Annotated in this window: 24 protein-coding genes; 15 read left to right on the top strand and 9 right to left on the bottom strand. The window is 68.7% G+C overall.

The genetic code is table 11. The features are described 5' to 3' along the window. Nucleotides 1-4 precede the first annotated feature (4 nt). The 4 genes from N5K27_RS20665 (at nt 5) to N5K27_RS20650 (ending at nt 4,679) form a co-directional block, all read left to right on the top strand. The gene (locus N5K27_RS20665; protein WP_279818453.1) at nt 5-2,590 is read left to right on the top strand and encodes a DUF802 domain-containing protein; all 2,586 of its coding nucleotides are present in this window, start codon (nt 5-7) and stop codon (nt 2,588-2,590) included. Next, a complete protein-coding gene (locus tag N5K27_RS20660; protein WP_279818452.1) occupies nt 2,590-3,225 on the top strand; it encodes an OmpA family protein in 636 nt (211 codons plus the stop codon). Before N5K27_RS20665 ends, N5K27_RS20660 begins: the two co-directional genes overlap by 1 nt. Next, a complete protein-coding gene (locus N5K27_RS20655; RefSeq protein WP_279818450.1) occupies nt 3,218-3,820 on the top strand; it encodes a DUF2894 domain-containing protein in 603 nt (200 codons plus the stop codon). Before N5K27_RS20660 ends, N5K27_RS20655 begins: the two co-directional genes overlap by 8 nt. A gap of 103 nt (nt 3,821-3,923) precedes the next feature. Further along, on the top strand, nt 3,924-4,679 hold the full coding sequence (locus N5K27_RS20650; protein WP_132980309.1) for a YoaK family protein: 756 nt from the start codon (nt 3,924-3,926) through the stop codon (nt 4,677-4,679). A gap of 27 nt (nt 4,680-4,706) precedes the next feature. On the opposite strand, the gene N5K27_RS20645 is transcribed toward N5K27_RS20650, so the two are convergent. Next, on the bottom strand, nt 4,707-5,885 hold the full coding sequence (locus tag N5K27_RS20645; protein WP_279818447.1) for an ABC transporter substrate-binding protein: 1,179 nt from the start codon (nt 5,883-5,885) through the stop codon (nt 4,707-4,709). 205 nt (nt 5,886-6,090) lie between these two features. Here N5K27_RS20645 and N5K27_RS20640 point away from each other — a divergent pair, with 205 nt between their 5' ends. After that, complete coding sequence (locus N5K27_RS20640) at nt 6,091-6,996, top strand: LysR family transcriptional regulator (RefSeq protein WP_279818446.1); 906 nt, start codon at nt 6,091-6,093, stop codon at nt 6,994-6,996. 23 nt (nt 6,997-7,019) lie between these two features. Here N5K27_RS20640 and N5K27_RS20635 read toward each other — a convergent pair whose 3' ends face one another. Genes N5K27_RS20635 through N5K27_RS20625 form a run of 3 tightly spaced genes read right to left on the bottom strand, consistent with a single transcriptional unit; the run spans nt 7,020 to nt 9,509 of the window. After that, nucleotides 7,020-7,916 (bottom strand): fumarylacetoacetate hydrolase family protein, encoded by an 897-nt coding sequence (locus tag N5K27_RS20635; RefSeq protein WP_279818445.1) that lies wholly within the window; start codon nt 7,914-7,916, stop codon nt 7,020-7,022. Next, a complete protein-coding gene (locus N5K27_RS20630) occupies nt 7,913-8,446 on the bottom strand; it encodes a VOC family protein (RefSeq protein WP_087841196.1) in 534 nt (177 codons plus the stop codon). Before N5K27_RS20630 ends, N5K27_RS20635 begins: the two co-directional genes overlap by 4 nt. Before the next feature lie 34 nt (nt 8,447-8,480). Continuing rightward, on the bottom strand, nt 8,481-9,509 hold the full coding sequence (locus tag N5K27_RS20625; RefSeq protein WP_279818444.1) for a CDP-6-deoxy-delta-3,4-glucoseen reductase: 1,029 nt from the start codon (nt 9,507-9,509) through the stop codon (nt 8,481-8,483). A 292-nt stretch (nt 9,510-9,801) separates the two neighbouring features. Between N5K27_RS20625 and N5K27_RS20620 the strand changes: the two genes are divergently transcribed. After that, the gene (locus N5K27_RS20620) at nt 9,802-10,548 is read left to right on the top strand and encodes a GntR family transcriptional regulator (RefSeq protein WP_176400842.1); all 747 of its coding nucleotides are present in this window, start codon (nt 9,802-9,804) and stop codon (nt 10,546-10,548) included. 43 nt (nt 10,549-10,591) lie between these two features. Here the strand turns inward: N5K27_RS20620 and N5K27_RS20615 are convergent, their stop codons facing one another. Continuing rightward, nucleotides 10,592-12,337, bottom strand: a complete 1,746-nt coding sequence (locus N5K27_RS20615) for a tannase/feruloyl esterase family alpha/beta hydrolase (protein WP_279818443.1) — start codon at nt 12,335-12,337, stop codon at nt 10,592-10,594. Between the two features lie 214 nt (nt 12,338-12,551). Between N5K27_RS20615 and N5K27_RS20610 the strand changes: the two genes are divergently transcribed. Further along, nucleotides 12,552-13,583: a TauD/TfdA family dioxygenase gene (locus tag N5K27_RS20610; protein WP_087841200.1), complete on the top strand. Its 1,032-nt coding sequence runs from the start codon at nt 12,552-12,554 to the stop codon at nt 13,581-13,583. A 10-nt stretch (nt 13,584-13,593) separates the two neighbouring features. After that, complete coding sequence (locus N5K27_RS20605) at nt 13,594-14,565, top strand: tripartite tricarboxylate transporter substrate binding protein (protein ID WP_165963267.1); 972 nt, start codon at nt 13,594-13,596, stop codon at nt 14,563-14,565. A gap of 9 nt (nt 14,566-14,574) precedes the next feature. Here the strand turns inward: N5K27_RS20605 and N5K27_RS20600 are convergent, their stop codons facing one another. Continuing rightward, the gene (locus N5K27_RS20600; RefSeq protein ID WP_279818441.1) at nt 14,575-15,306 is read right to left on the bottom strand and encodes an IclR family transcriptional regulator; all 732 of its coding nucleotides are present in this window, start codon (nt 15,304-15,306) and stop codon (nt 14,575-14,577) included. Between the two features lie 159 nt (nt 15,307-15,465). Here N5K27_RS20600 and N5K27_RS20595 point away from each other — a divergent pair, with 159 nt between their 5' ends. The 4 genes from N5K27_RS20595 to N5K27_RS20580 are packed head-to-tail and all read left to right on the top strand — an operon-like array spanning nt 15,466 to nt 19,994. Further along, complete coding sequence (locus tag N5K27_RS20595; protein WP_254914676.1) at nt 15,466-17,214, top strand: hypothetical protein; 1,749 nt, start codon at nt 15,466-15,468, stop codon at nt 17,212-17,214. Beyond that, nucleotides 17,211-17,957, top strand: a complete 747-nt coding sequence (locus N5K27_RS20590) for a hypothetical protein (protein ID WP_087841203.1) — start codon at nt 17,211-17,213, stop codon at nt 17,955-17,957. Before N5K27_RS20595 ends, N5K27_RS20590 begins: the two co-directional genes overlap by 4 nt. Before the next feature lie 19 nt (nt 17,958-17,976). After that, complete coding sequence (locus N5K27_RS20585; protein ID WP_165963266.1) at nt 17,977-18,984, top strand: membrane dipeptidase; 1,008 nt, start codon at nt 17,977-17,979, stop codon at nt 18,982-18,984. Nucleotides 18,985-19,007: 23 nt separating this feature from the next. Next, nucleotides 19,008-19,994, top strand: coding sequence for a tripartite tricarboxylate transporter substrate binding protein (locus N5K27_RS20580; RefSeq protein ID WP_279818440.1), 987 nt, complete (start codon nt 19,008-19,010; stop codon nt 19,992-19,994). A gap of 49 nt (nt 19,995-20,043) precedes the next feature. Here N5K27_RS20580 and N5K27_RS20575 read toward each other — a convergent pair whose 3' ends face one another. Next, nucleotides 20,044-20,478, bottom strand: a complete 435-nt coding sequence (locus tag N5K27_RS20575; RefSeq protein ID WP_279818438.1) for an RcnB family protein — start codon at nt 20,476-20,478, stop codon at nt 20,044-20,046. Nucleotides 20,479-20,603: 125 nt separating this feature from the next. After that, complete coding sequence (locus N5K27_RS20570) at nt 20,604-21,566, bottom strand: tripartite tricarboxylate transporter substrate binding protein (protein WP_279818436.1); 963 nt, start codon at nt 21,564-21,566, stop codon at nt 20,604-20,606. A gap of 237 nt (nt 21,567-21,803) precedes the next feature. Here N5K27_RS20570 and N5K27_RS20565 point away from each other — a divergent pair, with 237 nt between their 5' ends. Next, nucleotides 21,804-23,600 carry an EAL domain-containing protein gene (locus N5K27_RS20565; RefSeq protein ID WP_279818435.1) on the top strand — a complete coding sequence of 599 codons (1,797 nt, stop codon included), beginning with the start codon at nt 21,804-21,806 and terminating at the stop codon, nt 23,598-23,600. Between the two features lie 53 nt (nt 23,601-23,653). Beyond that, on the top strand, nt 23,654-24,643 hold the full coding sequence (locus N5K27_RS20560) for a GGDEF domain-containing protein (RefSeq protein ID WP_279818433.1): 990 nt from the start codon (nt 23,654-23,656) through the stop codon (nt 24,641-24,643). An 8-nt stretch (nt 24,644-24,651) separates the two neighbouring features. Here N5K27_RS20560 and N5K27_RS20555 read toward each other — a convergent pair whose 3' ends face one another. After that, on the bottom strand, nt 24,652-25,431 hold the full coding sequence (locus N5K27_RS20555) for an IclR family transcriptional regulator C-terminal domain-containing protein (RefSeq protein WP_087841209.1): 780 nt from the start codon (nt 25,429-25,431) through the stop codon (nt 24,652-24,654). A gap of 115 nt (nt 25,432-25,546) precedes the next feature. Between N5K27_RS20555 and N5K27_RS20550 the strand changes: the two genes are divergently transcribed. Further along, on the top strand, nt 25,547-26,521 hold the full coding sequence (locus N5K27_RS20550) for a tripartite tricarboxylate transporter substrate binding protein (protein WP_087841210.1): 975 nt from the start codon (nt 25,547-25,549) through the stop codon (nt 26,519-26,521). Nucleotides 26,522-26,540: the final 19 nt, after the last annotated feature.

Genomic DNA, 26,540 nt, shown 5'->3' with positions numbered 1-26,540 from the left:
CTAGATGAGCAGATATCTTCCTTTCGTGGTTTTCTTCGTGGCTCTGGCCGTCGTGGGCTGGGTGGGCGTGGGCTATGTCGGCTCGAACCTGCTGGCGCTGGCGGTGATCCTGCTGATCGCCGCGTTCTACGTGCTGGGCGGGCTGGAACTGCGGCGCTTCCACGAGGCGACGTCCTCGCTGGCGCGGGCCACGGCCGACCTGTCGTCCCCGCCATCCAGCCTGGGGACGTGGCTGGAGCAAGTGCACCCCTCGCTGCGCAACGCCGTCCGGCTGCGCGTCGAGGGCGAAAGGGTGGGGCTGCCGGGCCCGGCGCTGACACCGTACCTGGCCGGACTGCTGGTGCTGCTGGGCATGCTGGGTACGTTCCTGGGCATGGTGGCGACGCTGCGTGGCACGGGGGTGGCGCTGGAGAGCGCGACCGACCTGCAGGCGATCCGGGCGTCGCTGGCGGCGCCGGTCAAGGGACTGGGCTTCGCGTTCGGGACGTCGGTGGCCGGCGTGGCGGCATCGGCCATGCTGGGGCTGCTGGCCTCGTTGTGCCGGCGCGAGCGCCTGCAGGCGGCGCAGGCGCTGGATACGCGCATCGCGACGGTGCTGCGGCCGTATTCGCTGGCCCACCAGCGCGAGGAGTCGTTCAAGCTGTTGCAGCGGCAGGCGGAGCTGATGCCGGCGCTGGTCGACCGGCTGCAGGCACTGGCGGAGTCCGTGGCCAAACACAACGAGGCCCTGGGCGAGCGCCTGGCCGCCGGGCAGGAAAGCTTCCACGGCCGGGTGGAGGCCGAGTACCGGCGCCTGGCCGGTTCGGTGGAGCAAAGTCTGAAGGAAAGCCTGGCCGACAGCGCGCGGGTGGCCGGCGCCACGATCCAGCCGGTGGTCGAGTCCGCGATGGCCGGCCTGGCGCGCGAGACGGCCAGCCTGCACCAGACGGTCACGCAGGCGGTGCAGCGGCAGCTGGACACGCTGTCCAGCCGCTTCGAAGCCAGCACCGCCACGGTGGCCGATACCTGGAGCACCGCGCTGGGCGAGCACCGGCGGACCAGCGACGCGCTGGCCGGCGACCTGCGCGCGGCGCTGGACGGATTCGCCCGGACTTTCGAGCAGCGCTCGGCCAGCCTGGTCGACGGCATGTCCACCCGCCTGGAAGCGTCGGTGGACAAGGTGTCGTCGACCTGGGGGACGGCGCTGGCGGCACACCAGCAGACCAGCGAGACCCTGTCGGGCGAACTGCGCGCCACCTTCGACGGCGTCGCGCAGGCCTTCGCCCGGCGTTCGACCGAGATGGTGGAAACCGTGGCCGCGCGGCTGGAGGGCGTGGCCGGCCAGGTGTCGCAGGCTTGGAATGCGGCGCTGGCGGGGCACCAGCGTACCAGCGAGGCGCTGGCCGGCGACGTCCGTGCGTCCTTCGAGCGGCTGGCGGGGGATTTCGAGCAGCGTTCGGCGGGGCTGGTGGACGGGATCGCCGCCCGGCTGGATGCCACGGCCGGGACGGTGTCCGGTGCCTGGAGCATGGCGCTGGACGAGCACCGGCGCACGGGCGAGGCCCTGGCCGGCGACATGCGTGCGTCCTTCGAGCGTTTCGCGGCCACTTTCGAGCAAGGGGCGGCCAGCCTGGTGGAGCGCGTGGCCGGCCAGCTCGAGGCCACGGTCCAGAACGTATCGGGCGCCTGGAACGAGGCGCTCGCGCGGCATGGACAGGTCAGCGAGCAGTTGTCCGGCGACACGCGCCAGGCGCTGGCCGAGGCCGCGGCCACCTTCGAGCGCCACGCGGTTTCGCTGCTGGACACGGTGGGACAGGCCCATGGCGAGCTGAGGTCCGAGCTGGCCGCGCGCGACGAGGCGCGGCAGGCGGCATGGACCGGCGCCCTGGAGGCCCTGGCCGGGTCGCTCAGCCAGGAATGGCGCGAGGCCGGCGAGCGGATCGCGGGCCGGCAACAGGAAGTCTGCGAGACGCTGGCGCGGACGGCGGGCGAGATGACGGCCGAGTCCCAGGCCCATGCGCGCGCCACCATCGCCGAGATCGAGCGGCTGGTGCAGGCAGCCTCGGAAGCCCCGCTGGCGGCGGCCCGGATCATCGGCGAACTGCGGCAGCAATTGTCCGACGGCATGACCCGCGACAACGCGATGCTGGAAGAGCGCGAGCGCCTGCTGCAGACGGTGGGCAGCCTGCTGGACACCGTCAACCACGCCAGCACCGAACAGCGGGAGGCGGTCGATGCGCTGGTGGCGGCGTCGGCCGAGATGCTGGAACGGGTGGGGACGCGCTTCACCGAGCAGGTCGGCGCCGAGACCGACAAGCTGGAGTCCGTGGCCGCGCAGGTCACCGGCAGCGCCGTCGAGGTGGCCAGCCTGGGCGAGGCGCTGGGCCAGGCGGTCAAGCTGTTCGGCGAGTCCAGCGACAAGCTGATGGAGCAGCTGCGCGGCATCGAGGGCGCGCTGGACAAGGCCATCGCCCGTAGCGACGAGCAGCTTGCCTACTACGTGGCGCAGGCCAAGGACGTGATCGACCTGAGCATGATGTCGCAGAAACAGATCGTCGAGGAGCTGCGGCAGCTCGACACGCAACGGGCGCCGGTGGGCGACGCGACCTGATGGCCGACGATATCGAATCCAACGTCGAGCCGGCATCGCCCGTCTGGGCGGTGTTCGGCGACCTGATGTCGGTCATGCTGGGGGCCTTCGTGCTGCTCCTGGTGGGCGTGATCGGCACGCAACTGGAGCTGTCCACCAAGCTCGAGGAAGAGGTGCAGCGCAGGCAGGGCGAGGCGCAGCGGCGGCAGGCCCTGGAGCAGGCGCTGGCCGGACCGCTGGCCGCGGGACGGGTGACGCTGGTCGATGGTCGCATCGGCATCAGCGGCAACGTGCTGTTCGCGTTGAACTCCGACGCCCTGCAGCCCGAGGGCCAGCAGTTGCTCAAGAGCCTGGTGGGGCCGCTGGGCGCCTACCTGAAGGCCCGCGACGAGATCATCATGGTGAGCGGGTTCACCGACGACAGGCAGATCCGCGAGGGCAACCGCCGCTTCGCCGACAACTGGGAACTGTCGGCGCAGCGGGCGCTGACGGTCACGCGCGCCCTGATCGACGAGGGCATCCCTTCGTCTTCGGTATTTGCCGCGGCCTTCGGCGCCGAGCAGCCGGTGGCGCCCAACGCCGACGAGGACGGCCGTTCGCGCAACCGGCGCGTGGAGATCGCGCCCATGCCCCGGTCTTCCCAGCGCCGTGAGTAAGGACGTCGTTACCGAGGCGGCGGCGCTGCTCGATGCCTGGCGGGGGCAGGGAGCCGATCGCGTCGACCCGCTGCGTTTCCATTTCATCGAGGCGCTGGCGCGGCGGGCATCCGGCCACGAGGGCGAGGCGCGCCGCGTCCTGGACGAGAAGCTGGCCGCCGCACTGGAGGACTATGCCCGCGACGTGGCGCAGGCCGCGGATGCGAGCGAGGCCGTGGCGGCGCCCGTGGCCGCCGACGGCCTGACCACGCTGGTGGATCTCCTGTCCGCGAACGGCGCCGCGCTTCAGGATGCCGCCGGCGACATGGCGGTGCTGGACTACTTCCGTGGCCTGTGGGCCGAGCTGCGCGTGGGCCGGGAATTGCGGCAGGCCCTGGAGAACGTGCCCGAGAACGCCGGGCCGCTGAATTCGCTGCATCTCGTCCACCAATCGCTGATGCTGATGCACGACCTGGCGCCGGGATACCTGCGGCATTTCCTGTCGTATGCCGATACCCTGTCGTGGATGGAGCGCATGAGCGGCGCCGACCTGTTGCTGGGAGCCGCTGCGCGCGCCGAGGCGCCGAAGAAGGGCGGCAAGGGCAAGCCGGACTGAAGCCGGCTTCCGCAGGGCGCGGGAAAACGTCTATGCTTGGCGGGTCGCCCGGCGCGGCCTCTGCTGGCCCATGCGCCGCCGCCGTTCCCGGAATGCCCGCGCCATGCCCCTGTTCTACCTACGCAGACTGACCGCCGTCGAACGCACGCCCCAGGCCAACCGCCATCTCGCCTATTTCCTGGCCTTCGTCGCCGGCGCGGTGAACGCGGGCGGTTTCCTGGCGGTGCAGCAGTACACCTCCCACATGTCCGGCATCCTGTCGTCCATGGCCGATCACCTGGCCCTGGGCGGCATCGCCTTCTTCCTGCAGGGGCTGGCCGCGCTGCTTTTCTTCGTGCTGGGGGCCGCGACCTCGGCGGTGCTGATCAACTTCGGCCGCCGCTCGCGCCTGGCCAGCGAGTATGCGCTGCCGCTGCTGCTGGAGGCCGGGCTCCTGCTGTGCTTCGGCCTGCTGGGCGGCAACATCGAGCAGTTCCGCTGGCTGGCGGTGCCCGCGACCGTCATGCTGCTGTGCTTCATCATGGGCTTGCAGAACGCCATCATCACCAAGATCTCGCGCGCCGAGATCCGCACCACCCACGTCACGGGCATGGTGACCGACATCGGCATCGAGCTGGGCAAGCTGTTCTACTGGAACGTCTCGCGCGAGGCCGATCCGGGGCATTTCGTGCGGGCCGACCGCGCCAAACTGCGCGTGCTGAGCATGCTGGTGGGACTGTTCTTCGCCGGCGGCGTGGGCGGCGCGCTGTCGTTCGCCTATTTCGGCTTCGTGTCCACCGTGCCGCTGGCGGTGCTGCTGGGCCTGCTGGCGGCGATGCCGGTGGCCGAGGACCTGCAAGGGTACTGGCGGCACCACTAGGGGGTGCCGCGCGCGGCGGCGTGATGGTCACGCGCCCTCGGCCTTGAGCGCGCAGTCGCGCGCGTAGGCGTCCTCGTGGTCGGCCAGCACGTTGGGCACCAGCACCTTGAAGGCGGGCTTGCCGCCCGTGCCTTCCACCACCTGGTAGATGTGGTAGTTCTGGACAGGGTAGTTGTTGCGGTTGAACCGGAAGGGGCCGCGCACCGACTTGAACGGCGCGCCGCGCAGCGCGGCGGCCAGCGCGCGGCGGTCGGACACGTCGCCCGAGCGGGCGCGGACGGCGGCGTCGATCAGCATGGCGGCGTCATAGCTGAACGCCGCATAGGATGTCGGCGTGCGCTTGTACTTTTTCTCGAAAGCGGCGACGAAGCGGCGCGACTCGTCGTTGTCGGCGCCGGGCTGCCAGGATTCGGCCACGATGGCGCCGACGCCGGCCTTGCCCATGGCGTTCACGCTGCCGGGCTCGACGGTATGCACCGAATACATGGGCAGCTTCTGCAGCATGCCGAACTGCTGGTACTGGCGCACGAAGCTGACGCCCTGGCTGCCCGGGAAGAAGGCGAACAGCCCCTTGGCGCCCGAGTTGCCGGTGGCGGACAGCTCGGCCGAGAAGTCGAGCTGGGTGAGCGGGGTATAGGTTTCCTGCGCGATCTTGCCGCGATAGAAACGCTTCAGCCCGGTGACCTTGTCCTTGGAGCCCAGGAAGTTCGGCGCGAGGATCGCGATCGGATCGATGCCCTTGTCCTGGAGATACTTGCCCATGGCCTCGGCGGTGGCGTCGCTCTGCCACGAGGTGATGAAGAGATTGGGCTTGCACTGCGCACCGGCCGTGGGCGAAGGGCCGGCCACCGAGCCGATGAAGGGGATGTCCGTGCCGGCGATCTTCCCCTGCAGGGCTATCAGGACGTTGGCGTAGGTCAGCCCGGTGACCACGTCCACCTTGTCGCGGTCCAGGAGCTTGGTCAGCGCCTGGACCGCGATCTCGGGCTTCATCTGGTCGTCTTCCCGGACGACCCGGGTGGCGACGCCGCCCAGTTTTCCCTGCATCTGCTCGATGGCCAGCATGAAGCCGTCGTACTGGTCCTGTCCCACGTCGGCCGACGGGCCTGACAGGGTGGCCAGGAATCCTATCCTGAGTTCGGCCGCCGCCGTGCCGCAGGCGGCCGCGGCGGCCAGGCCGAGGGTCAATGCCAGAGTGCGTCGCATGTGTGTCTCCCTTGTTGAATGTCCTGCCCGCAGCCCCTGTTGGGGCATGCCCGCATGCCTGCGGACCGGGCATCACCGTGCTTTATAGTTGTGCCGTTGGTTGGCCAGTATCCGCGCCTGCCGGCCCGCCATCCATGGGCCGGCGGTGATTCCAGGCTATTAGCGGAATTGATAGTTTTTCCTGGGTTGCGACCGGAGCCGCGACGTGAAAGACCTGAATCTGCTGTATGTGTTCGAGGCGCTGTGGCGCGATCGCTCGGTGACCCTGGCCGCCGAGAACCTGGGCGTGACGCAGGGGGCGGTCAGCAGCGCGCTCAAGCGCATGCGCGAGGAGTACCGGGACAAGCTGTTCGTGCTGGCCGGCCGCCGCATGGAGCCCACGGCGCTGGCGGCCGAGATCGCGCCCGCGCTGCTCGAATCGCTGAACGCGATACGCAAGACGTCGGGCATGTTGTCGTCGTTCGACGCGGCGCAGTCGCGGCGGGCCTTCACCATACGCACGCGCGACGTGGGCGAGGTGGTGGTGCTGCCCAGCCTGTTCACCCGCATCGCCCGGGCCGCGCCAGACGTCAAGCTCAACGTCGTGTTCGCGCCCATCGACGAGACCGTGCAGGGCCTGTCGACCGGCCGCATCGACGTCGCGCTGGGCTACCTGCCGGCGCTCGAGCGCAACATCCACCGGAAGGTGCTGTTCAAGCAGCGATACCTGTGCCTGATGCGGCGGGACCATCCCATCGCCAGGCAGGAACTGACGCAGAAGCGCTTCGTGGCCCAGCAGCACCTGCTGGTGGAGTACGCCGGCAGCGGCCACATCCTGCTGGAGCGGGCGCTGAACGAGGTGGGCGCCCGCGACCGGATCCAGGTGCGCATGCAGCAATACCTGGCGGCCCCGCACCTGGTGCTGAACTCGGACCTGATCTGGACCTGCCCGGAGTCGCTGGTGGTGGAACTGTGCAAGTATTTCCCGCTGGCGGTGAAGCCGGTGCCGCTGCCGCTGGGCCATTTCGAGGTGGCGCTGTACTGGCATGACCGTTTCCACAAGGATCCGGCCAGCCAGTGGTTCCGGGCGCAGGTGGTCGACTGCATCGACGGCATCGGCTTCCGGCCCTGAGCGCAGGGCGTGCGCGCGCGGGTTCATTGCGCGATGGTGAAGCGGAATTCGCCGATGTGCTCGATCCATTGCCGCACGACGTCGCCCGGTTTCAGGAAGCGCTTGCGCGCGGCGCCCACGCCGGCCGGCGTGCCGGTCAGGATCAGGTCGCCCGGCAGCAGCGTCAGGCGCGAGCTCAGGTGGGCGATCTGATCGGCGATGCTGAACAGCATGCGCGACGTGTTCGAATCCTGCATCAGTTCGTCGTTCACCCACAGCTTCATGGCCAGGTTCATGGGGTCGGGCACGAAGCGCGCGGGCGTGATGGCGGGGCCGATCGGGCAGGCGCCGTCGAAGGATTTCTGGCCTATCCAGTCCCACTTGAAGGGCGAGCCCTCGGCCACGCCGGGCCGGCCGAAATGGCCGCGCGCCGACAGGTCGTTGGCCACCACGTAGCCCGCCACGTAGTCCATCGCCTCGTCGACGTCGACGTCCTTGGCGGTCTTGCCGATGATCACGCCCAGTTCCAGCTCCCAGTCCAGCAGGGGAGCGCCGCCGGGCACGCGCACCCGGGCCTCGGGCCCGACCACCGTGGTGCCCGAGGCCTTGATGGCATGCCAGGGCATCTGGCCCGCGCCCTTGGGGTCGATCTCCAGCGGCATGGACAGCTCGCGCTGCATTTCCTCGACGTGGTCGCGGTAATTGGCGCCGGCGAAGTAGATGGTGGGCGGATGGGGGTGCGGCGCGAGCAGGGTGGCGCCGCGGACCGGATCGCGGGCGGGCAGGTCGCCGGCCAGCATGGCCAGCTTGCCGTCGGCGCGGGGCCAGTCGTCCAGCACGTCCTGCACGCGGGCATAGCGCGGCGAGGCGTAGATGTTGCCCTCGTGGAGCAGGCCGGTCCTGCTCTGGCCGTCGTGCAGGAAGGTCACGAGCTGGATCATGCGTCCCCCTGGTTGCGGATCTTGAGTTCTTCCAGCGAACCGATGTCGGCGGCGTCGTCCATCGAGAAGCGGTCGCCGAAGTCGAACAGGTCGTCGTGCTGGAAGCCGTTGTCGTAGCACTGCAGCTCCCACCAGTTGTGATCCAGGTCCTCGAGGTAGAAGGAGTACACGCCGTGCATGTCCTGCACCGGCAATACCTGGCGGATGCCGTACTTGTCCTGCAGGCGCACGGCGTCCGCGTGGGCCTGGTCCACGGCCTCGCGGCTGGGCAGGTCCAGGCCCCAGTGGTTGAGCAGGTTGGCGGGATGGACCTGGTCGCCGACCTCCACGCAGATGATGTGGAAGCGCATGGCCAGGCGCACCGCCATGGCCGGCTTGCCGTGGCGCACGCATTCCAGTCCCAGGAATTCTTCGTAGAACCGGCGCGAGGCCTTCAGGCTGTAGCACTCCAGCGTGCCGTGGCCCAGACAGAAGGGCTTGACCACGGAGTCGTGGGCCGGCGTATCGACCCTGCAATTTTCGGGCAGCATGATGTCTCCTTGTTCCAAGGCGTGGGTACGGATGTCAGCGCTTGTCGGCGGCGGTCAGGAACGCGTCGGCGAAGAATTCGTCCTGGGGCAGGCCGCAGCGCGCCACGTAGTCGCGGCGGGCCGCGTCGACCACGACCGGCGCGCCGCAGGCGTAGACCTGGTGGCCGGACATGTCGGGAAAATCCTCCATCGCGGCCAGGTGCACGTAGCCCGTGCGCCCGGTCCATGCGCAGCCGGGCGTGGGCTCGCTCAGCACCGGCACGAAACGCACGTGCTCGTGCCGGTCGGCCCACGATTGCGCCAGATCGTGCAAGTAGAGGTCGCCGCGCCTGCGGCCGCCCCAGTACAGCGTGATGGGGCGGCGGATGCCGCGCTCCAGCGCATGTTCGATCAGGGACTTGATGGGGGCGAAGCCCGTGCCCGAGGCCAGCATGATCATGGGCTTGTCGCTGTGCTCGCGCAGGAAGAACGAGCCGAGCGGGATTTCCAGCTTGTGGATCTCGCGCAGCTTCATCGCGCCGAACACGTGGTCGGTGAAGCGTCCGCCCGGCAGGTGGCGCATGTGCAGTTCGACCTGCCGGACGCCCTCGTTGTTCGGCACGCTGGCGATGGAATAGCTGCGGCGGGTACCGTCCTGCAGCAGGATGTCCAGGTACTGGCCCGCGCGGAACAGCGTGGGCTCGTTCATGGGCAGGCCCAGCGTGACGATCATCACGTCGTCGGCGGCCCGTTCCATCTTCAGCACGCGGGCCGGCATGTATTTCGAGCGGATGGCATCGGCCGGATCCAGTTCGTTCACCTGGACTACCAGGTCGGTGAGCGGCGTGGCCTTGCACAGCAGCGCGTAGCCCTGGCGCTTGTCGTCCTCGTCCAGGCAACTGGGATGCACGTCGCCGTAGTCGACGCGGCCTTCGACGATGGTGGCGCGGCAGGTCCGGCAGATGCCGGAGCGGCAGCTGTAGGGCATGAACAGCCCGTTGTCGAGGCCGGCCTTCAGCACCGGGGTGCCGGGCGGGCAGGCGTAGGTGTGGCCGCTGGGATGCAGGGTGATGGTGTAGTCCATGTCTCTCCACCTGCGCCCGGTACGTCGCCGCGGCGCAGTCATCGTGTTCGACGCCAGTCTAATGACGGTCGGCCCGGGGAACTATCGTTGAAAGAGAAGGCTTGGTATTAGCAGCATTAATGAAGGGGCCGTCCGCATGGACGTGCCGGGACGAGGACGCCTGGGCATTCTCGCGATGGCGCAACTATTGATAGCAGCAATAGATGGCGCGCTTCGGGGGCCGCCGGTCCGGGCCGCGCCTGCGCCGTATACTGCCCGCTTGCCAGACGCAGACAACCAACCAGGGCATTCGATGGAGCCGTCCGCTATCACCCGATCTTCCGCATTCCTGCAAGCCAACGACGAAGGCAGCGCGACCAGCTTCCGCTGGCTGCTGGGGCAGTCCAAGACCTTGACGCTGCCGGAACAGATCGCCGCCCACGTGGGCGACCGCATCCTGAATTCCGCCATCGAGCCGGGCGAGTGGATACGCGAACAGGACCTGGCCGACGAGTTCGCGGTCAGCCGCAGCCCGGTGCGCGAGGCGATGCGGCTGCTGGAGAAGGAAGGCATCGTGCGTATCCATCCGCGCCGGGGCGCGCAGGCCACGCAGTTGTCGCTGAAGGAAATCGAGGACCTGCAGGAAGTGCGCCAGGCCCTGGTCCGCGTGGTGGCGCGGCGCGTGGCCGCCCGGTCGTCCCCCGAACTGGTGGCGATCCTGGAGGCGGGCGTGGCCCAGCTCGCGCCGCTGGCCGAGGATCCGGCGGGTGGCGATGCTTTCGGCGAGACGCTGTCGCGCCTGACGCTGTGCTGTGCCGCCCACAGCGGCAACGACCGCCTGTTCACGCTGATCACGTCGCTGTCGCTGCAGATGTCGCGCTATACGCGACTGGGCCTGCGCTCGGTCGAGCGCCGCAAGCGTTCGCTGGCGCTGTGGCGCAAGTCGCTGCAGGCCATCCGCAAGGGTGATGCCGACGAGGCCGAGCGGCTGTGGGCCGCCCGGCTGGACGAGAACAGCGCGGAGATCCGCCGCCTGCTCAAGGACAGCGGCGCCGCGTAGCGCCGGGCCTGGATCGGCCCGGGACGCGGCGCGCGCCGGCCGCCTAGCGCGCCCCCAGGCTGGAGCAGCGGTAGCTGTCGGCCGACAGCGGGTCGCCACCGCCATAGAGCGGGAAGGCCGGATAGCGGCACATGGGCCGCGAGGCCAGGACCTTGTGCGGCGCCGCCGTGTCGCGCCGGACCTGCACCAGGGCATCGGCCGGCGCGACGCCCGCGTCGGCCCAGCGGTCCAGGGTGTCCAGCGTATCGTGCGTGGTGGGGACTTCCTGGCCGGTGGTGCGGCTGGCCGCGCGGCCGCCGTGCGACGAGGCGGGCGAGACATACAGCCGCAGGAACTTGTCGGCGTCGGACTGCCCCATGCGCGCGACGACGCTCTCGTAGTACTGGATGCCGGCCGCAGGGCTTTGCGCGAAGTCCCCGGTGTTCTCGCGGATGATCAGTTTGCCGCCCCGCTTGAAGAAGGCCGACAGGTCGGGGTTGGTGGAGTCCATCCATTCCGAGACTTGCCGGATGCGGTCGGCGTAGGCGAGGAGATCGTAGCCGCGCACGTCGAAGGCGGGGTCGCGGGCGATGACGTAGCGGGCGTAGCTGCTGCCATAGATGACGCCTCGTGCGTCGGTGGCTGCCGGCGTGGGCACGGAAGGGACCTGCCCGGTGCTGATCCAGCGGCCGATGCCTTCGCCCCCCGGCTGTATCTCGCCGCCGAACATCCGGCCCGGATAGGTGGTAATGCCGTTGGCGAGCGGGAAGGGCATGCGCACGGGTTCATAGGCCGCCTTCAGCGTGGCGAGCTGCGCATCCGACAGGCAGGTGGCACCGTCGCCGCCGTCGGGACAGCGCAGCGCCTGGAGGTCGAACCTGGCCTGGCAGCCCAGGTAGTCGCTGACCACGCCATCGGCGATGCCGTCCAGCGCGTCGCAGGCGCCATTGACGGCGTCGGCCACCAGCTTGATGCTGGCCGTATCCAGCGTTCCGCCGTGGAACTGCGGCTGGGTGAAGGCCAGGAAGCCGTTGAAGAGCCCGGTCCATTGGATGACGGGGACGACCGACACGATGCCGTCGAAGTCCTGCGGGTAGCGCTGGGCCATCGTCAACCCCTCGCGTCCGCCTTCCGATCCGCCGAAGAAGTACTGCTTCCTGGGAGCGCGCTGGTAGAAGCGCCTGAAGACTTCGTGCGCGACGTCCTTGACCTTCTTGTAGGACTCGTGGGCGAAGTTGGCGAACATCTCGTCATTGAGCGCGAACTTCGCGGGGTCCGTGGCAAGGTAGGCGGCGGCATCGTGCCCCGAGTCCGTGCCGAACGTGGCGTAGCCCTGGGCCAAGGGCAGCGGCTGGCCGGCGGGGGCGTCGCGCAGGGGGTCGAGCCCGGTGACGAGGGTGCCGTTGAAGCCGCCGCCCCCGACCATCAGCGCTTTCTCGTTCCACGACAGCGGCAGGTTGATCTGGAAGCGGATGGGATCGGCGCCGGCGCTGCGCGCCGCGATGGCTCCCCGCACCTGGCAGTATTCCGGCAGGCCCGTGGCATCGCCGGCCGCCACCAGTTGGGCCGATGCCAGTGTCGCATCGCCGCTGGGCAGGCCGAGCAGGCGGCCTTCCACCTTGGTGCCGGCCAGCGCGGGGCAGGCCGTTCTCAGCGCCGCCTGGTCGGGCGGCGGCGCCGTGCCGGACGTGTCGCCGCCACCGTCACCGCCGCAGGCCGCGACGGCCAACGCGAAGCTGGCGCCGAACAGGAGTCCGGGGCGGAGCCGGCCGTGCCGGGTGGGCGTACGGGGGGCTGTCGTTGTGTGCATGTCTCCTCCTTGCCTGGATGTCATGGCCCATGGACGGCTTTCCATGGGTTGTTGATGAAATTTAATTCATGTTTTCGGGAAGTCTGATGCATCTTCGTTCCTCTTGTAATTGGAATCATGCCTATGCCCAGGTGGGTGGCAGGCGTATTCAACCAAGTCCTTAAATTGTCGACAATGTTAAGATGCTCAAAATTAATGCCACGAAGGAGACGACATGACGACCCGACCATTGCAACCCATCGCCGGTCCCGAGGTGTGGAGCGGCGACAGCCTGGCCGGCACCAGCGACTGGATCTGGCGCCTGGCGCCGGAGGAGATCCGCGAGCTGGCCGAGGCCACCGCCACGGCGCGAGCCAAGGGATTGGAGCCGACCCGGTTCGAGGCCGCCGACTTTCCCATTCCGCGCATGGCCGCGCGCCTGGAAAAAGTCCGCGGGGAACTCGAGGGCGGACGCGGTTTCGCCCTGTTGCGCGGCCTGCCCATCGCCGACTACACGGACGACGAGGCGCGGCTGCTGTTCTGGGGCCTGTCCGTGCACCTGGGCGAGCCGCAGGAGCAGGATGGCGCCGGCAATCGCATGCACAGCGTCACCAATACCGGGATGAAAGTGTCGAACGACAATTCGGTGCGCAGCTACCAGACCGACGACGAACTGACCTTCCACAACGACGGCGGCGACGCGTTCATGCTGTTGTGCCTGCGCACCGCGCGGTCGGGCGGCGTCAGCAAGCTGGTCAGCGTCGCGACGCTGTACAACGAGGTGCTGCGGCGCCGGCCGGACCTGGTCGGCGTGCTGCAGGAGCCGTTCCATTTCGACACGCGGGGCCAGCATCGCGGCGGCTTGCGCATCCAGACCGTGCCCATCCTGAACTTTTTCGAGGGCCGGCTCAGCGCCCTGTACAAGCGCCGCTACCTGAAGCTGGCGCAGGACCTGCCCGGCGTGCCGCGCTGGACCGATGCCCAGGCGCAGGCCATCGACCTGGTCGAGGAAATCTGCAACGACCCCGCGGTGCAGCTGAGCTTCAGCATGGAGCCGGGCGACATCCAGATCGGCAACAACTATTCGGTGCTGCATGCCCGCACCAAGTACCAGGACCATGACGACCCGGCTCGCCGGCGGCACTTGCTGCGCGCCTGGCTGACCCTGCCCAACGGCCGGCCGCTGCCGGCGGTGTTCGGCCAGACGCGCGAGTTCGCCACGTCGTACGAGCGCCGACATGGGCAGGCCGCCGTGTCGGCTTCGTGAGGAGAGGGCGATGATCACCAAGCATCTGTTGGCCGCCGCGCTGGGCGGCATGCTGCTGGCCGCTCCGGCGGCGCGGGCGGACGACGCCTTTCCGTCGCGGCCCAGCAGGCTGATCGTGCCCTATACGCCCGGCGGCAATACCGATCTGCTGGGGCGGGTGGTGGCGCAGGGGCTGTCCCAGCTCTGGGGGCAGTCGGTCGTGGTCGAGAACAAGCCGGGCGCGGCCGGCACGATAGGCGTGGAGATGGTGGCCAAGTCCAGGCCGGACGGCTACACCACCGTGCTCGGCTCGTTCGGCAACATCCTGGTCGCACGCAGTTTGTACAAGAGCCTGAGCTACGATCCGGCCAAGGACCTGGAGCCGGTGGTGCTGCTGGCCACGCCGCCGGTGGTGCTGGTCGCCAACGAGAAGATGCCGTTCGATGACGTGAAGGGCTTGATCGAGTATGCGCGGCGCAATCCGGGCAAGCTCAACTACGGTTCGTCCGGCAACGGCTCGTCCAATCACCTGTTCGGCGAATTGTTCGCGTCCATGGCGGGCGTCAAGCTTACCCACGTTCCCTACAAGGGCAGCGGGCCATCCGTTTCGGACACGATCTCCGGACAGATCCAGTTGAACTTCGCGCCGTTTCCGCTGGTGCGCGAGCACATCAAGGGTGGCAAGCTCAAGGCGCTGGCGGTGACGAGCGCGAAGCGCTCGCCGGTGCTGCCCGACGTGCCCACGGTGGCCGAGGCCGGCCTGCCGGGTTACGAGGCGGTGGGATGGTTCGGGCTGATGGCCCCCGCGGGCACGCCCAGGGCTGTGCTGGACCGGATCAACCGCGACGTGAACCAAGTGCTGAAGTCGCCCGCCATCCGGGAGAACCTGGCCAGCGAAGGCGCCGAGCCGGCGGGCGGTTCGGTGGACGACGCGCGGCGCTCCATCGCCGAGGGCGAACGCAAGTGGGGAGGGCTGGTGGAGAAGCTGAACATCCAGCTTTAGCCGCCGGCGCTACTTCAACTGGCTGAGCGTTTGCACGGCCTCGCGCAGCGGTCCGATCAGCTTGTCGGGATCGAAGCGCGAGGCCGGCGTGACCAGGGACAGCGCGGCGATGCACGCGCCCTTGGCATCGAACACCGGCATGGCCACCGACTGCACCCCCGGCGTGTCGGTGCCTTCGGAGACGGCGTAGCCCCGCGCCGCGATCTCCTTGAGCAGCGCCGGCCTGGCCAGCACAGCGCCCTGGCGCTGGAGCATCTCGCGGTAGGCGGGGCTGGAGAAGGCGGTCAGCACCCGGCCGGACGAGCTGTCGTTCAGGGATAGCAGGGTGCCGACCTTGACGTCGGCGCGCACCGCCACCTGCTGCGCTTCCACGCGGCGCACCAGCCGCACGCAATTGCCATTCAGGACGGCCAGCGAAGCCGTTTCCCCCACCTGCAGAACCAGTTCTTGCATCACGTGCGCGAACCGTTCCCCCAGGTTGGCCTGTACCAGCGCGGTCTCGCCCACCAGCGCGGCGTGCAGCGACAGGCGGTAGCTGCCCTGTTCCGTCTGTTCCAGCCAGCCCGCCTCCATCAGCGTCAGGAGCTTCTGGTAGGTCGTGGCGCGGCTGCTGCCCGAGGCGGCCGCGAGCTCCATCAGTTTCATGGGCCGGTCGGACTTGCCCAGCAGATCCAGCAATTGCAGCGTCTTCAGTACCGAACTGAGCGGCCGGACGCCGCCGGTCTCGCGCGCTTCGAGCATGGCGCAGCTTCCTCGTCAGAAAAATTCTTGCATTCGCGGATGGGAAGTATAGAATGATTTAAATAGAATTATATGTATTCTAATAGAATACAAAAAGGCCGGAACGGCCGGGTGTTTCCGATGCGCCGCATGGCAGGCGCGATGACGACAGGAGCATGCATGGACTTTGCCGACGTGGAAGAGGCCGCCGTGGCCCAGGCGCAAGCCGGCGCCCCGGCCGGGCGCGAGCCGCGCATCCGCAGCGCGGATCTGTTGATGACGCCCGCCCGCATGGGCGTGATGCAGGCCAGCCGCCTGAGCGTGTCCCGGTTGCTGATGGCCAAGGCCATACGCGAGCGGTGGACGATCGAACGGGTGCGCTGGCAGATCGACGACCGGGCGCGCGGGACGGCGCTGTACCGCATCGACACGGGGGCGATGCCTTTCGATTTCATCGTCCATTCGTTCGAGCCCAGGATGGAAGGGCGGGCGGGCCGCATCATCGGCCGCGCCTGGGACATGATGGCGGCGCTGGTCGAAGGGCCGGTGTCCGAACGCGACATCCGCATCACGGGCGAGGAAATTCCCAAGCTCTACGCCGGCCGCGCCACGCCGGGCACCTTGATCTGGGCCCGCTCGAACCGTAGCGCACGCGTGTTCAACCACACGGTGGAGTCGCTGGCGCAGGGGCGCCAACCCGACGTGCCCACGCTGGCCGACGTCTGCTACCTGATGCGCAACACCGGCCTGGATGGCAACGGCACGTTCGGCACCCGTTCGTTCCGCGCGCTGGAAAGCACGCACCCGCTGCGGCGTCCGCTGGACGCGCAGATGTTGTGCGCCTACATGATGCGGGTGTTCTCGGTGGACCTGGTCAATCACCTGGCGCGTTGCGCCTCGCCCGCGGCGGTGCGCCTGGCGCCGGAGATCGAACGTTTCCTGGGCGTGGGCAACGCGTCGGCACTGGGACTTATCCTGTACGTGAACAACCATCCCAAGCTGGTGCACCACTGGGTGCTGGCGCGGGAACAGGCCATCGTGGGCGCCAAGCGGCTGCGCGTGGCGGCCGGCGATGCGAAGCTGGCGCTGCTGTTGAAGCTGCTGGACAAGGCCATCGCGTTCCGGCGCGAGGACCGCATGGATTACGAACAGTTCACGGCCAGCGCGGACATCGCCGCCGACCTGGCGGCCATCCGGGCACAGGTGCAGGCGCTGCACGACACCGGCACGGTGCGGGGCAGCGTCGAACGCTATCCCTTGTCCGCGCTGTGCGACGCGCTGGACGGCACGGTGCACGAGGAAGCCTACGAAACCTTCCTGGGCCTGCTGACCGAATTGGTGCCCGAGCTGTGCGACCGCCTGGCCGAGGGCCTGGCGGTGGACGAGGAATACGCGACCGATCCGTCGATGTCCATCGGCCATCTGCGCGACCTGCTGCATGCCGAGTACGGGTGGGCCTTCGACATCGACCTGGAGTCCGAGGGGGCGTCGAAATTCGTCTGGTACAAGTCGGCCACGGCCGAAGAACCCCGGCGGGGTCCGCGCGCCGAAGCCGGCGAGGTCTTCAACCTCGGGCTGGACCTGCCGCGCCTGGTGGTGGGGCTGGACCGCGAGATCGCCCAGCGTCCGCCGGCCACCAGCGTCGCGCGCTTCCTGCTGGACAAGCCTGAATACCGTTTCATCGTGAGCCGCGTGCAGACGCTCAGCGGCATGGCCTTCCACTCGCCCCGCGCCAACATCATGGGCGAGCACTTCGTGCCGTGCGAGATCACGCGTTTCATCAACATCGGCATACACGGCATCGACAAGACGCGCGATTACCTGCAGCGCAACCTGCGCGGCGTCATCTACCAGGGCGCGCCCACCGCCGCCGACATCGCAGCCGGCGCCGATCCCCATTGGTTCTATCCCCAGGAGCCCGTCCTATGAACAGGCAAGCCGCCGATTCTGCCCGCGTGTTCGATGTGTCCGTGCGCGAGGCGCGCATGTGCATAGACCGCATCCTGCTGGTGTGCCGCCTGCCGCCCGGCTACGTGCACGGCGTGAGGGAAGTGGTGCTGCTTTCCCAGTCCATGGGGCTGGGCGGGTTCCGCGCCCTGTATGAAGGCCATGAACGGCTGCGCGAAGGCTGGCTGGACCGGGTGTCGGTGGTGGATGCCGATGACGGCGCGCTGGTCGTGGACGGCGGCGGCATCCACGCCTGGGTGCTGCTGCCCACCCTGATGGACCTGGGCGTGGAGCGCGCCCGGTCGGCGGGGCGGGCCACGCTGCGCGTGTCCGGCGTGCAGGACCTGCACGAGTTGCACGTCATGGCCGGGCTGGGCCGCCGCTACGGCATAGGCGCCGAAGTCTCGCAGCCCGACGAGGCCACGGGCCAGGGGCCGAAGGCGGTGGTGACGCTGTTCAACACCGCGCGGCCCCTGGGCATCGACGAATGGGATCCGCTGCTGGCCCAGGCCATCCGCCACGGCTATCCGGTCGACGGCGGCTTGTGGCGGGCCATCCACGCCTTGTCGAACGAGGCCCTGGCTCCGGACTCGGTGGTCTCGCGCCGCCATGCCGGGCCGGTCATCCTGCGCGACGACGGCACGCTGCAAGGCCGCCCGCCGGCCGACGACGACATGGACCTGAACATGCTCCGCCATGTCCCCTCCAGCCAAGGATGCGCGTGACGCGCGAAGGACGATGCAGATGAACAACGTCAATGGACAGGCCGGCATCATCGTCGACGGATTGTCGATGCCGGTGCCGGAGCGGCGCTGGTTCGAGGAATGGCGCGAAGCCGGCATCGGCTGCGTCAACACCACGGTGGCGGTGTGGGAGAACGCCGCCGAGACCCTGGGCCTGCTGGGCAAGTGGCGCGTGGTGCTGGAGCAGAACCAGGACATCGTCGCGCCCGCCGCCAGCGTGGCCGAGATCGAGGCCGTGGCCGCCTCGGGCCGCACGGCCGTGATGTTCGGGTTCCAGAATACCGCGCCGGTGGAGCACAACCTGGACCTCTTCGCCATGTTCCGCCAGCTGGGAGTGTGCGTGATGCAGCTGACCTATAACTTGCAGAACTACATCGGCTGCGGCTACTGGGAAGAAAAGGACACCGGTATCTCGTCGCGGTTCGGCAAGCTGGCACTGGAGGAAATGAACCAGCTCGGCATCCTGATCGACCTGTCCCATTGCGGCGAGCGCACGACGCTGGAGGCCATCCAGATGTCGGCCAAGCCGGTGGCCATCACGCATGCCAACCCGCGTGAATACGTGGGCACGCCGGTATATGGCGCGGGCCGGCTCAAGCAGACCGAGGCCTTGCGCGAGCTCGCCCGGCGCGGCGGCGTGATCGGCCTGACGCCCAATCGCAACATGACCCGGCATGGCGCGGCGACGACGCTGGAGCAGTTCGGCGACATGGTGGCGTGGACGGTGGACCTGCTGGGGATCGACGCGGTGGCCATCGGCACCGATTACTGCCCCGGTCATCCGCGTTCGGTACGGACCTGGTGGCGCTACGCGAAGTGGTCGCGCCAGAGCGCGCCGGCCAAGGAGATGGAGATCGCGCCGCACGAAGGCTGGTCGGAGTGGATGCGCACGCCCGCCGGCGTGCAGAACATCATTGTCGAACTGGACCGGCGAGGCTTCGGCCGGGCCGACATCGACAAGATCATGGGGGGCAACTGGATGAGGCTGTTGCGTGAAACGATAGGCTGATTCGTCGATTGAGGAGCTGGGCCATGAACCGAATGCTGCGGTGTGCGTTGGGGGTGGGAGTGGTGGCGGTACTGGGCGTGGCCTCGTACGCCCGGGCGCAGGACGAGACGTTTCCGAGCCGGCCGATCCGGCTGCTGGTGGGGTTCGCGCCGGGAGGCGGGACCGACGTGGTGGCGCGGGTCATCGCGCCCCGGCTGTCCGAGATCCTAGGCCAGTCGGTCGTGGTCGAGAACAAGCCGGGGGCGAGCGGCATCGTGGCCGGCGGGATGGTGGCCAAGGCGCCGGCCGACGGCTATACCTTGATGATGGGGGTGGTGTCGGTCAACACCATCCTGCCGCATCTGTTCAACAACATTCCGTACGACACCGCCACGGATTTCGCGCCCGTGACGCTGACGGCCTCGGTGCCGCATTTCATCGCCGTGCATCCATCGGTGCCGGTGCACAGCGTGCCCGAGCTGATCGCCTACGCGAAGGCGCATCCCGGCGAGCTCAGTTTCCCGTCCGCCGGCAGCGGCACCACGCCGCACATCGCGGGCGAGATGTTCAAGAGCATGGCGGGGGTGCAGTTGCTGCACGTGCCGTACAAAAGCACCGGGCAATCGATGCCGGACCTGCTGGCGGGGCGCCTGCAGGTCGGGTTCGATACCTATCCGACCACGGCACCCTATGTGAAGACGGGCAAGCTGCGCGCGCTTGCCGTGACCGGCGCGCGCCGGCTGGCGGAGTTCCCCGACCTGCCCACGGTGGCCGAGTCGGGCCTGCCCGACTACCGTTTCGCCACCTGGTACGGTGTGTTCGCGCCCAGGGGCACGCCGGCCGCCATCGTCAATCGCCTGCACGACGGCATTGCCAAGGCCATGGCGGCGCCCGACGTGCGCGAGCAATTGGTGAAGATGGGCGTGGACGGGACCGAGACCAGGACGCCGGAGGAGTTCGCGGCGCTGGTGCGCGCCGACACGGAGCGGTTCGGCAAGCTGGTGAAGGCGGCGGGCGTGCGGGTGGACTAGGGCGCGCAGGCCCCCCGTTCCGGCGGGACGGGAGGCCTGCGGTGCGGGACTACGGGTTCAGAATGGCCTGGAGCACGACGCCGGTGGCCACACCGATCAGGAAGTAGTCGGCGCCGACGTTGATCCAGTGGTAGCCGCGGGGAGGCGGGGACAGGCGATGCACGCGCCAGTTATCCACCACGTACTGCGGCCCGCGATAGGGGTAGGGGACGCGGTCGCCCTTGGACCAGTGCCGATAGGCGGGATCCCCGGGCCCGCGTCCCGGCGGGCCCCGGTGGTCGTGGCCAGGCGCGCCGCCCGGGCCGCGCCCCATGTCGTGGCGGGGGCCGGGCCCCGGATGGCCCATGCCGGGATGTCCCGGTCCGCCATGGCCAGGGCCGCCGCCGGGCCGTCCGCCGGGAGGGCCGCCCTGCGCGTAGGACGCGGTCGAGGCCGCGAGCAGGATACCGGTCAGCAGATGCGCCAGCAGACGCTTGGATGCCATGATGATCTCCTTGAGGCAGTGCGACGCCCGGAACACAGGCGTTGCGTCGATTCTATGCCTCGCGCATGGCCGCGCCAGCCCCGCCGGGCCATGCAGGTATTGCAGCGTGTTTCAGCGGACCGGCCTCATTCCACCGTGACGTTGGCGGCGCGCACGATGTCCTTCCATTTCAGATAGTCGGTCTTGAGCAACTGGGCGAACTCCTCGGTCGACATGGCTTGCGCCTCGGCGCCCTGGGCGTGGATGGCTTCGCGGGTCTCGGGCTGGGCCAGCAACTTGTTGACCGCGGTGTTCATGGTGGCGACGATCTCCCTGGGCGTGCCGGCGGGCATGAACAGGCCGTACCAGGTACTGACGTCGAAGCCCTTGTAGCCCAGTTCGGCGACGGTGGGCACGTCGGGCAGCGAGGTGCTGCGCTTGGCGCTGGTGACGGCCAGCGCGCGCAGCTTGCCGGTCTGGATCTGCGCCATGGCCGACGGCACCGAGGACACCAGCAGATCGACGTTGCCGGCCAGCACGTCCATCATGGCGGCGTTCGAGCCCTTGTAGGGGATGTGCCGGATGTCGATCTTCGCGGCGTCCTTGAAGATCTCGCCGGCCAGGTGGATGGTGGTGCCGCTGCCGGGGGATCCGTACGTGATGGAGCCCGGCGCGGCCTTGGCCGCGGCGACCACGTCGGCCAGGGTCTTGAAGCGGGAATTCGCCTGCGTGACGATGACGATGGGCGTATAGCCGACGTGCGCCACCGCGACCAGGTCCTTGGTCGGATCGTAGGCCACGCTCTTGTACAGCCAGGGCGCGACCACCAGGTTGTCCTTCTGGCCCATCACCATCTCGTAGCCGGTGGGCGCGGCGCGCACGGCGGCGGCGATGCCTATGGTGCCGCCCGCGCCCGCGCGGTTCTCGGCCACGATGGTCCATTTCTCGGACTCGCCCAGCCTGGTGGCGACGAGGCGCGAGAGGATGTCGGTGCCGCCACCCGGCGGGAACGGAATCAGCAGGCGGATGGGCTTGGCGGGATAGGCCTGGGCATGGGCGCCGGTGGCGGCCAGCGCCAGCGCGGCGATGGCAAGGCATTTGCGGAACATGGGATGTCTCCTTGTTCTGGGGGCGTCAAGCATACCGGAAACGGCCGCGGTCTCCGGTCCGGCCGGGTGGCCGTGGCGGAAGATTCCGCACGGGGTGATGGAAAACAAGCGTTATTTCCTGGATCATGGGGGAATTCCAATCAATAGAATATCGGGCGGACCGTCCTTCCCCCTGCGCGCCGGATCGGCTTCGCGCCTTTCGGGGGAAGACCGGCCCAGCCGTGGAGGAGGGAGCGCGTGCCCCCGCAGTACAACAACAGCCGGCGGAAAGTCGGCACGAGGGAACCCGCCAACGACGCGAGGTTCCCGGGCGGCCTGGAGCCGGAGACGGATTTCATACGCTACGCGCTGGACTGCGCCGCCATCGTGGCCAGTACCGATGCCCGGGGCACGATTACCTATGTCAACGCGCGGTTCTGCGAGATCAGCGGCTATACCCGGCAGGAATTGCTCGCCTCCAACCACCGGATGCTGAAGTCCGGCCTGCATGGCACGGCGTTCTTCCGCGCCATGTACCGCGAGATCGCCCAAGGCCGCGTCTGGCATGGCGAGATCTGCAACCAGCGCAAGGACGGCTCGCTCTACTGGATGGAAACGACCATCGTGCCCCGCGTCCTGCCGGACGGCACGGTGGACAGCTACACCTCGATCTGCCTGGACATCACCGAGCGCAAGCTGCTCGAGGACGCCTTGAGGACCAGCAAGGAGAGCCTGCGTCGCATCGCCTATGTCGATCCGGTGACGGGGCTGCCCAATCGCAGCTGGTTCCACCAGCACGTGGCGTCGCTGGTCGGCGAGTGCCGGCGGACAGGAACGGGCTTTCACCTGGGATTGATGGACGTCGACGCCTTCAAGGAAATCAACGATTTCTTCGGCCACCTGGCCGGGGACGAATTGCTGCGCGAGGTGGCCCGGCGGCTGAGGGCGGTGGACGACCCGCGCCTGTCGGTTTCCCGGATGGGGGGTGACGAGTTCGGACTGGTCCTGGCCGGCGCGACGGACGACGAGGCCACCGAGGTATTCGAGCGGGCGCTGGAAAGCGTGCGCGATCCCTTGCGCATCGCCGAGACGTCGCGGCGCTGTTCGGCCAGCCTGGGCGTGTCCGCGTTTCCCGGGCATGGCGAGGACAGCGAAAGCATGTTCCGGGCCGCCGATCTGGCGCTCTACCATGCCAAGTCGCTGGGCCGCGACCGCCTGGAATGCTTCCAGCCCAAGCTCAGGGAAGTGGCGGAGCGCAAGTCGGAGCTCCTGGCCGAGATCGAGACGGGGCTGCGGCGCGACGCGTTCGAATTGCATTACCAGCCCATCGTTCCCGTCGCGCCGGGCGGCAAGGTCGCGCTGGAGGCGCTGATGCGGTGGCGGCATCCGCAGCGCGGCCTCCTGCCGCCGGCCGCGTTCCAGGAAGGCTTCGCCGATCCCGCGGTCCGCGCGGCGCTGGGGATGTTCATGCTCGAGCGAGTGTTTCGCGACGTGGACGCGCTGTACGCGAGGAACATCCGGCTCGGGCGCGTGGCGATCAACCTGACGAACTCCGATTTTCGTTCCGAGGCCTTTCTCGACCGCTTCTTCGCGCTGGTCCGCGACAGCGGGATCGGGCCGGACCGGTTCTGTGTCGAGGTGACGGAAAGCATGTTCCTGGGCCTGAACCAGAAGCGGGTGGAGGACGGCCTGCGCCGGCTGCACGAGGCCGGCGTGGAGATCGCCCTGGACGATTTCGGTACGGGCCATGCCTCGTTGACGCACCTGCGCCTGCTGCCCATCGACCGGCTGAAGATAGACCGCAGCTTCGTCGCCAACCTGGTGGCGTCGGCCGAGGACCGGGCCATCGTGCGGGGCATCATCGACATCGCGCACAGCCTGGGCAAGACGGTGACCGCCGAGGGCGTGGAAACCGCGGAACAGGCCAGGCTCCTGTCCCGCATGGGGTGCGACCTGCTGCAGGGATGGTATTTCGGCAAGGCCTGCGATGCCGGCGGCCTGTCCGACGTGCTCGACATGATGCCGCCGATCGGCGCTCCCGCGCACAGGCCCTGACCGGAACGGCCCTGGTCGCCCTGGGCAGCGGCTTCTTCGCGTTCGGCAGCGGCATGCCCATGCCGGTCATGGTGACCCTGGCGAACGGCACGCTGCTGTTCGGCCTGGGTTCCTACCACCGGGCGTTCGAGCGTTTCTACGGCCGCCGTTCGTCGCCGGTGGACATCGTGATCGCCACGGCCGCGGTGGCCGGCACGTTCTGGCTGTCGGCCATCGAGCCGTGCTTCATCTGCCGCATCGGGCTGACGTCGGCCGCCTGGTCGCTGCTGCTGCTCCGGTCGATGTGGCTGCTGCACGAGATGCGCACCGAGGACGAGTCCCGCAGCCGGCGCATGCTGATCGTGATCTATGGCCTGGTCGTCGTCTACGTCATCGGCCGGGTGGCCGTCTACCTGCATCTGGACGTGCCGCGCGAGGCCACGATCGCGACCAACGACTACGGCATCAATCTGGTCTCGCCCATGTTCGTGGCCCTGCTGCCGGTGATCGGCACCACGGCGTTCGTCCTGCTTTGCGCCGAACGGGTGAAGCGTCAACTGGAGATCGCGGCGGCCACCGACTACCTGACCGGCCTGCCGAACCGGCGCACGCTGGTCGAGGACGGGAACATGGCGTTCCGCCGGACGCGGGCGACCGGCGCCGGCCTGGCGGTCGGGGTGATCGACATCGACCATTTCAAGAGGATCAACGACACCCACGGCCACGGCGTGGGCGACGAGGTGCTGGCCTTCACCGCGGATTGCCTGAAACAGGCGGCGCGCAAGGGCGACCTGGTCGCGCGCACGGGCGGCGAGGAGTTCGTGGTGCTGATGGACGACCTGGACCTGCCGGCGGCAGTCGCGGCGCTCGAGCGTATCCGCGTCGCCGTGGCGGACAGCCGCTTCAGCATCGACGGCGCGCCGGTGCCCATCACGATTTCGGCAGGCGTGGCCAGCTGCGAGCCGCGCGACCGGGATTTCGACGACGTGTTCCGCCGGGCCGACCGGGCGCTTTATCTGGCCAAGCTGGCCGGGCGGGACCGCGTGAAGCAGGCGGTGGCCTAGGCACTGCGCTAGAGCATGGCGCTGAGCATCCGGCGGCCACCCAGCAGTTCGGGCAGCAGGACCTCCACCATCCTGTCCAGCGTATAGCGGCCGGTGCCCGCTACCAGGCTCATCGCCGCGACGGTGCGTCCGGCCTGATCGTGGATGGGAACAGCGATGGAGCGCAGGCCCAGTTCGAGTTCCTCGTCGCTGGTGGCATAACCCAGGCGCCGCGTTTCCTCCAGCACCGCCGTCAGTTCGGGGATCCCCGTGCGGGTGCGGGGCGTGAGCGCGCGCCGCGGCATGCGGCCCAGCAGGCGCGCGATTTCCTCGTCCGGCAGGGCGGCCATCAGCACGCGTCCGGTGGCCGCGCAATGGGCGGGCAGGCGCGAGCCCATGCCCAGGCCGTCCGACAGGCTGCGCCGGGTCGCGGCGCGCGCCACGAAGACGACTTCGCCGCCGTCCAGCACGGCCAGGGAACTGGATTCCTTGGTGCGCTCGCTGATGGTTTCCAGCACCGGCTGGACCAGCTTGGGCAGGGGGCTGGAGCTGACATAGGCGTGCCCCAGGCGCAGCGCGCGGGGCGCTAGCCGGAAGTACCTGCCGTCGCTTTCCACATAGCCCAGCCGTTGCAGCGTCAGCAGTGAACGGCGCGCCGTGGCGCGCGGATGCCCGGTGATCTCGGCCGCCTCGCTCAGGGTGAGCGGGCCGCTGCGCAGGCCGAAGGCCTCGATGATCGCCAGGCCTTTCTCCAGGCCGGCGACGTATTCCTTGTCTTCTTTGCTGCGGGGTTCGGGCACGGTGCTCATGGTCGCGAGGTGTTCGTTTTGCGAACATTCTAACCACTTTTCTTGATCGTGGGATATCTGCGAACTAACGTTCGCTTTGCGACTTTCTGTTCGATTTATCCAAACGAGGTCAAGGATGAGACAAACTGCATGGACAGCCTGTGCCGTCGCGGTATGGGCGGCGATCGCCAGCCCGGCGCAGGCCGACGACGGCGCTTTCCCCAATCGCCCGGTACGCATCGTCGTGCCTTTCTCGGCCGGGGGCACGGCCGATGTGCTGCCCCGCATCATCGGCGAGAAGCTCAACGCGGCATGGGGCCAGCCCGTCATCATCGACAACCGGCCGGGCGCGGGCGGCAATATCGGCGCCGACATGGTGGCCAAGGCGGCGCCCGACGGCTACACGCTGATGGCCACGCCGCCGGCGCCGCTGACCATCAACCAGTATCTGTACAAGAACCTGCCGTTCGATCCCGAGCGCTTCGCGCCGGTGACCGTGCTGGCGCGCGTGCCCAACGTGCTGGCCGTCAAGACCGGCCTGCCGGTGAAGTCGGCGCAGGATTTCATCGGCTATGCCCGCAAGAACGGCGGGCAGGTGACCGTGGCGACGCAGGGCAACGGCACGACCTCGCACCTGACGGGTGCCCTGGTCGCGGCCCAGGCCGGCCTGGATTTCGTGTTCGTGCCGTACAAGGGCACGGCGCCGGCGCTGGCCGACCTGATGGGCGGACAGGTGGACGCCTTCTTCGACAACATCAGTTCGACCTTTCGCCAGCATGAGTCGGGCAAGGTGCGCATCCTGGCCGTGACCAGCGCGCAGCGCAGCCCCTTGCTGCCGAAGACGCCGACGCTGGCCGAGTCGGGGCTGCCCGGCTTCGACGTCAGCACCTGGTTCGGCGTGGTCGCGCCGGCCGGCACGCCACCCGAGGTGGTACGCAAGCTCAACGCCGCCATCGTCGAGGTACTGAAGATGCCCGACGTCAGGCAGAAGTTCATCGAGCAAGGCGCCGAAGTCGTCGGCGACACGCCGGCCCAGATGGCCGAATTCATGCGCGCCGAGCGCGCCAAGTGGAAGCAGGCCATCGACACGGCCGACGTCACCATCAACTGATGCTTGCAGCAACGAGGAA

Origin of the sequence: Pigmentiphaga sp. GD03639 (assembly GCF_029845405.1) — a bacterium.
GTDB lineage: Bacteria > Pseudomonadota > Gammaproteobacteria > Burkholderiales > Burkholderiaceae_B > Pigmentiphaga > Pigmentiphaga daeguensis.
This window is presented reverse-complemented; position numbering and strand designations above follow the sequence as displayed.

Coding starts and splice junctions, on each gene's coding strand:
- N5K27_RS20625 (WP_279818444.1), bottom strand. CDS start 9,509: ATGGACTACACCATCACCCTGCATCCCAGCGGCCACACCTACGCCTGC.
- N5K27_RS20650 (WP_132980309.1), top strand. CDS start 3,924: ATGCCCCTGTTCTACCTACGCAGACTGACCGCCGTCGAACGCACGCCC.
- N5K27_RS20590 (WP_087841203.1), top strand. CDS start 17,211: ATGAACAGGCAAGCCGCCGATTCTGCCCGCGTGTTCGATGTGTCCGTG.
- N5K27_RS20550 (WP_087841210.1), top strand. CDS start 25,547: ATGAGACAAACTGCATGGACAGCCTGTGCCGTCGCGGTATGGGCGGCG.
- N5K27_RS20600 (WP_279818441.1), bottom strand. CDS start 15,306: ATGCTCGAAGCGCGCGAGACCGGCGGCGTCCGGCCGCTCAGTTCGGTA.
- N5K27_RS20570 (WP_279818436.1), bottom strand. CDS start 21,566: ATGTTCCGCAAATGCCTTGCCATCGCCGCGCTGGCGCTGGCCGCCACC.
- N5K27_RS20595 (WP_254914676.1), top strand. CDS start 15,466: ATGGACTTTGCCGACGTGGAAGAGGCCGCCGTGGCCCAGGCGCAAGCC.
- N5K27_RS20555 (WP_087841209.1), bottom strand. CDS start 25,431: ATGAGCACCGTGCCCGAACCCCGCAGCAAAGAAGACAAGGAATACGTC.
- N5K27_RS20580 (WP_279818440.1), top strand. CDS start 19,008: ATGAACCGAATGCTGCGGTGTGCGTTGGGGGTGGGAGTGGTGGCGGTA.
- N5K27_RS20605 (WP_165963267.1), top strand. CDS start 13,594: ATGATCACCAAGCATCTGTTGGCCGCCGCGCTGGGCGGCATGCTGCTG.
- N5K27_RS20585 (WP_165963266.1), top strand. CDS start 17,977: ATGAACAACGTCAATGGACAGGCCGGCATCATCGTCGACGGATTGTCG.
- N5K27_RS20560 (WP_279818433.1), top strand. CDS start 23,654: ATGCCCATGCCGGTCATGGTGACCCTGGCGAACGGCACGCTGCTGTTC.
- N5K27_RS20610 (WP_087841200.1), top strand. CDS start 12,552: ATGACGACCCGACCATTGCAACCCATCGCCGGTCCCGAGGTGTGGAGC.
- N5K27_RS20575 (WP_279818438.1), bottom strand. CDS start 20,478: ATGGCATCCAAGCGTCTGCTGGCGCATCTGCTGACCGGTATCCTGCTC.
- N5K27_RS20620 (WP_176400842.1), top strand. CDS start 9,802: ATGGAGCCGTCCGCTATCACCCGATCTTCCGCATTCCTGCAAGCCAAC.
- N5K27_RS20660 (WP_279818452.1), top strand. CDS start 2,590: ATGGCCGACGATATCGAATCCAACGTCGAGCCGGCATCGCCCGTCTGG.
- N5K27_RS20630 (WP_087841196.1), bottom strand. CDS start 8,446: ATGCTGCCCGAAAATTGCAGGGTCGATACGCCGGCCCACGACTCCGTG.
- N5K27_RS20665 (WP_279818453.1), top strand. CDS start 5: ATGAGCAGATATCTTCCTTTCGTGGTTTTCTTCGTGGCTCTGGCCGTC.
- N5K27_RS20645 (WP_279818447.1), bottom strand. CDS start 5,885: ATGCGACGCACTCTGGCATTGACCCTCGGCCTGGCCGCCGCGGCCGCC.
- N5K27_RS20615 (WP_279818443.1), bottom strand. CDS start 12,337: ATGCACACAACGACAGCCCCCCGTACGCCCACCCGGCACGGCCGGCTC.
- N5K27_RS20635 (WP_279818445.1), bottom strand. CDS start 7,916: ATGATCCAGCTCGTGACCTTCCTGCACGACGGCCAGAGCAGGACCGGC.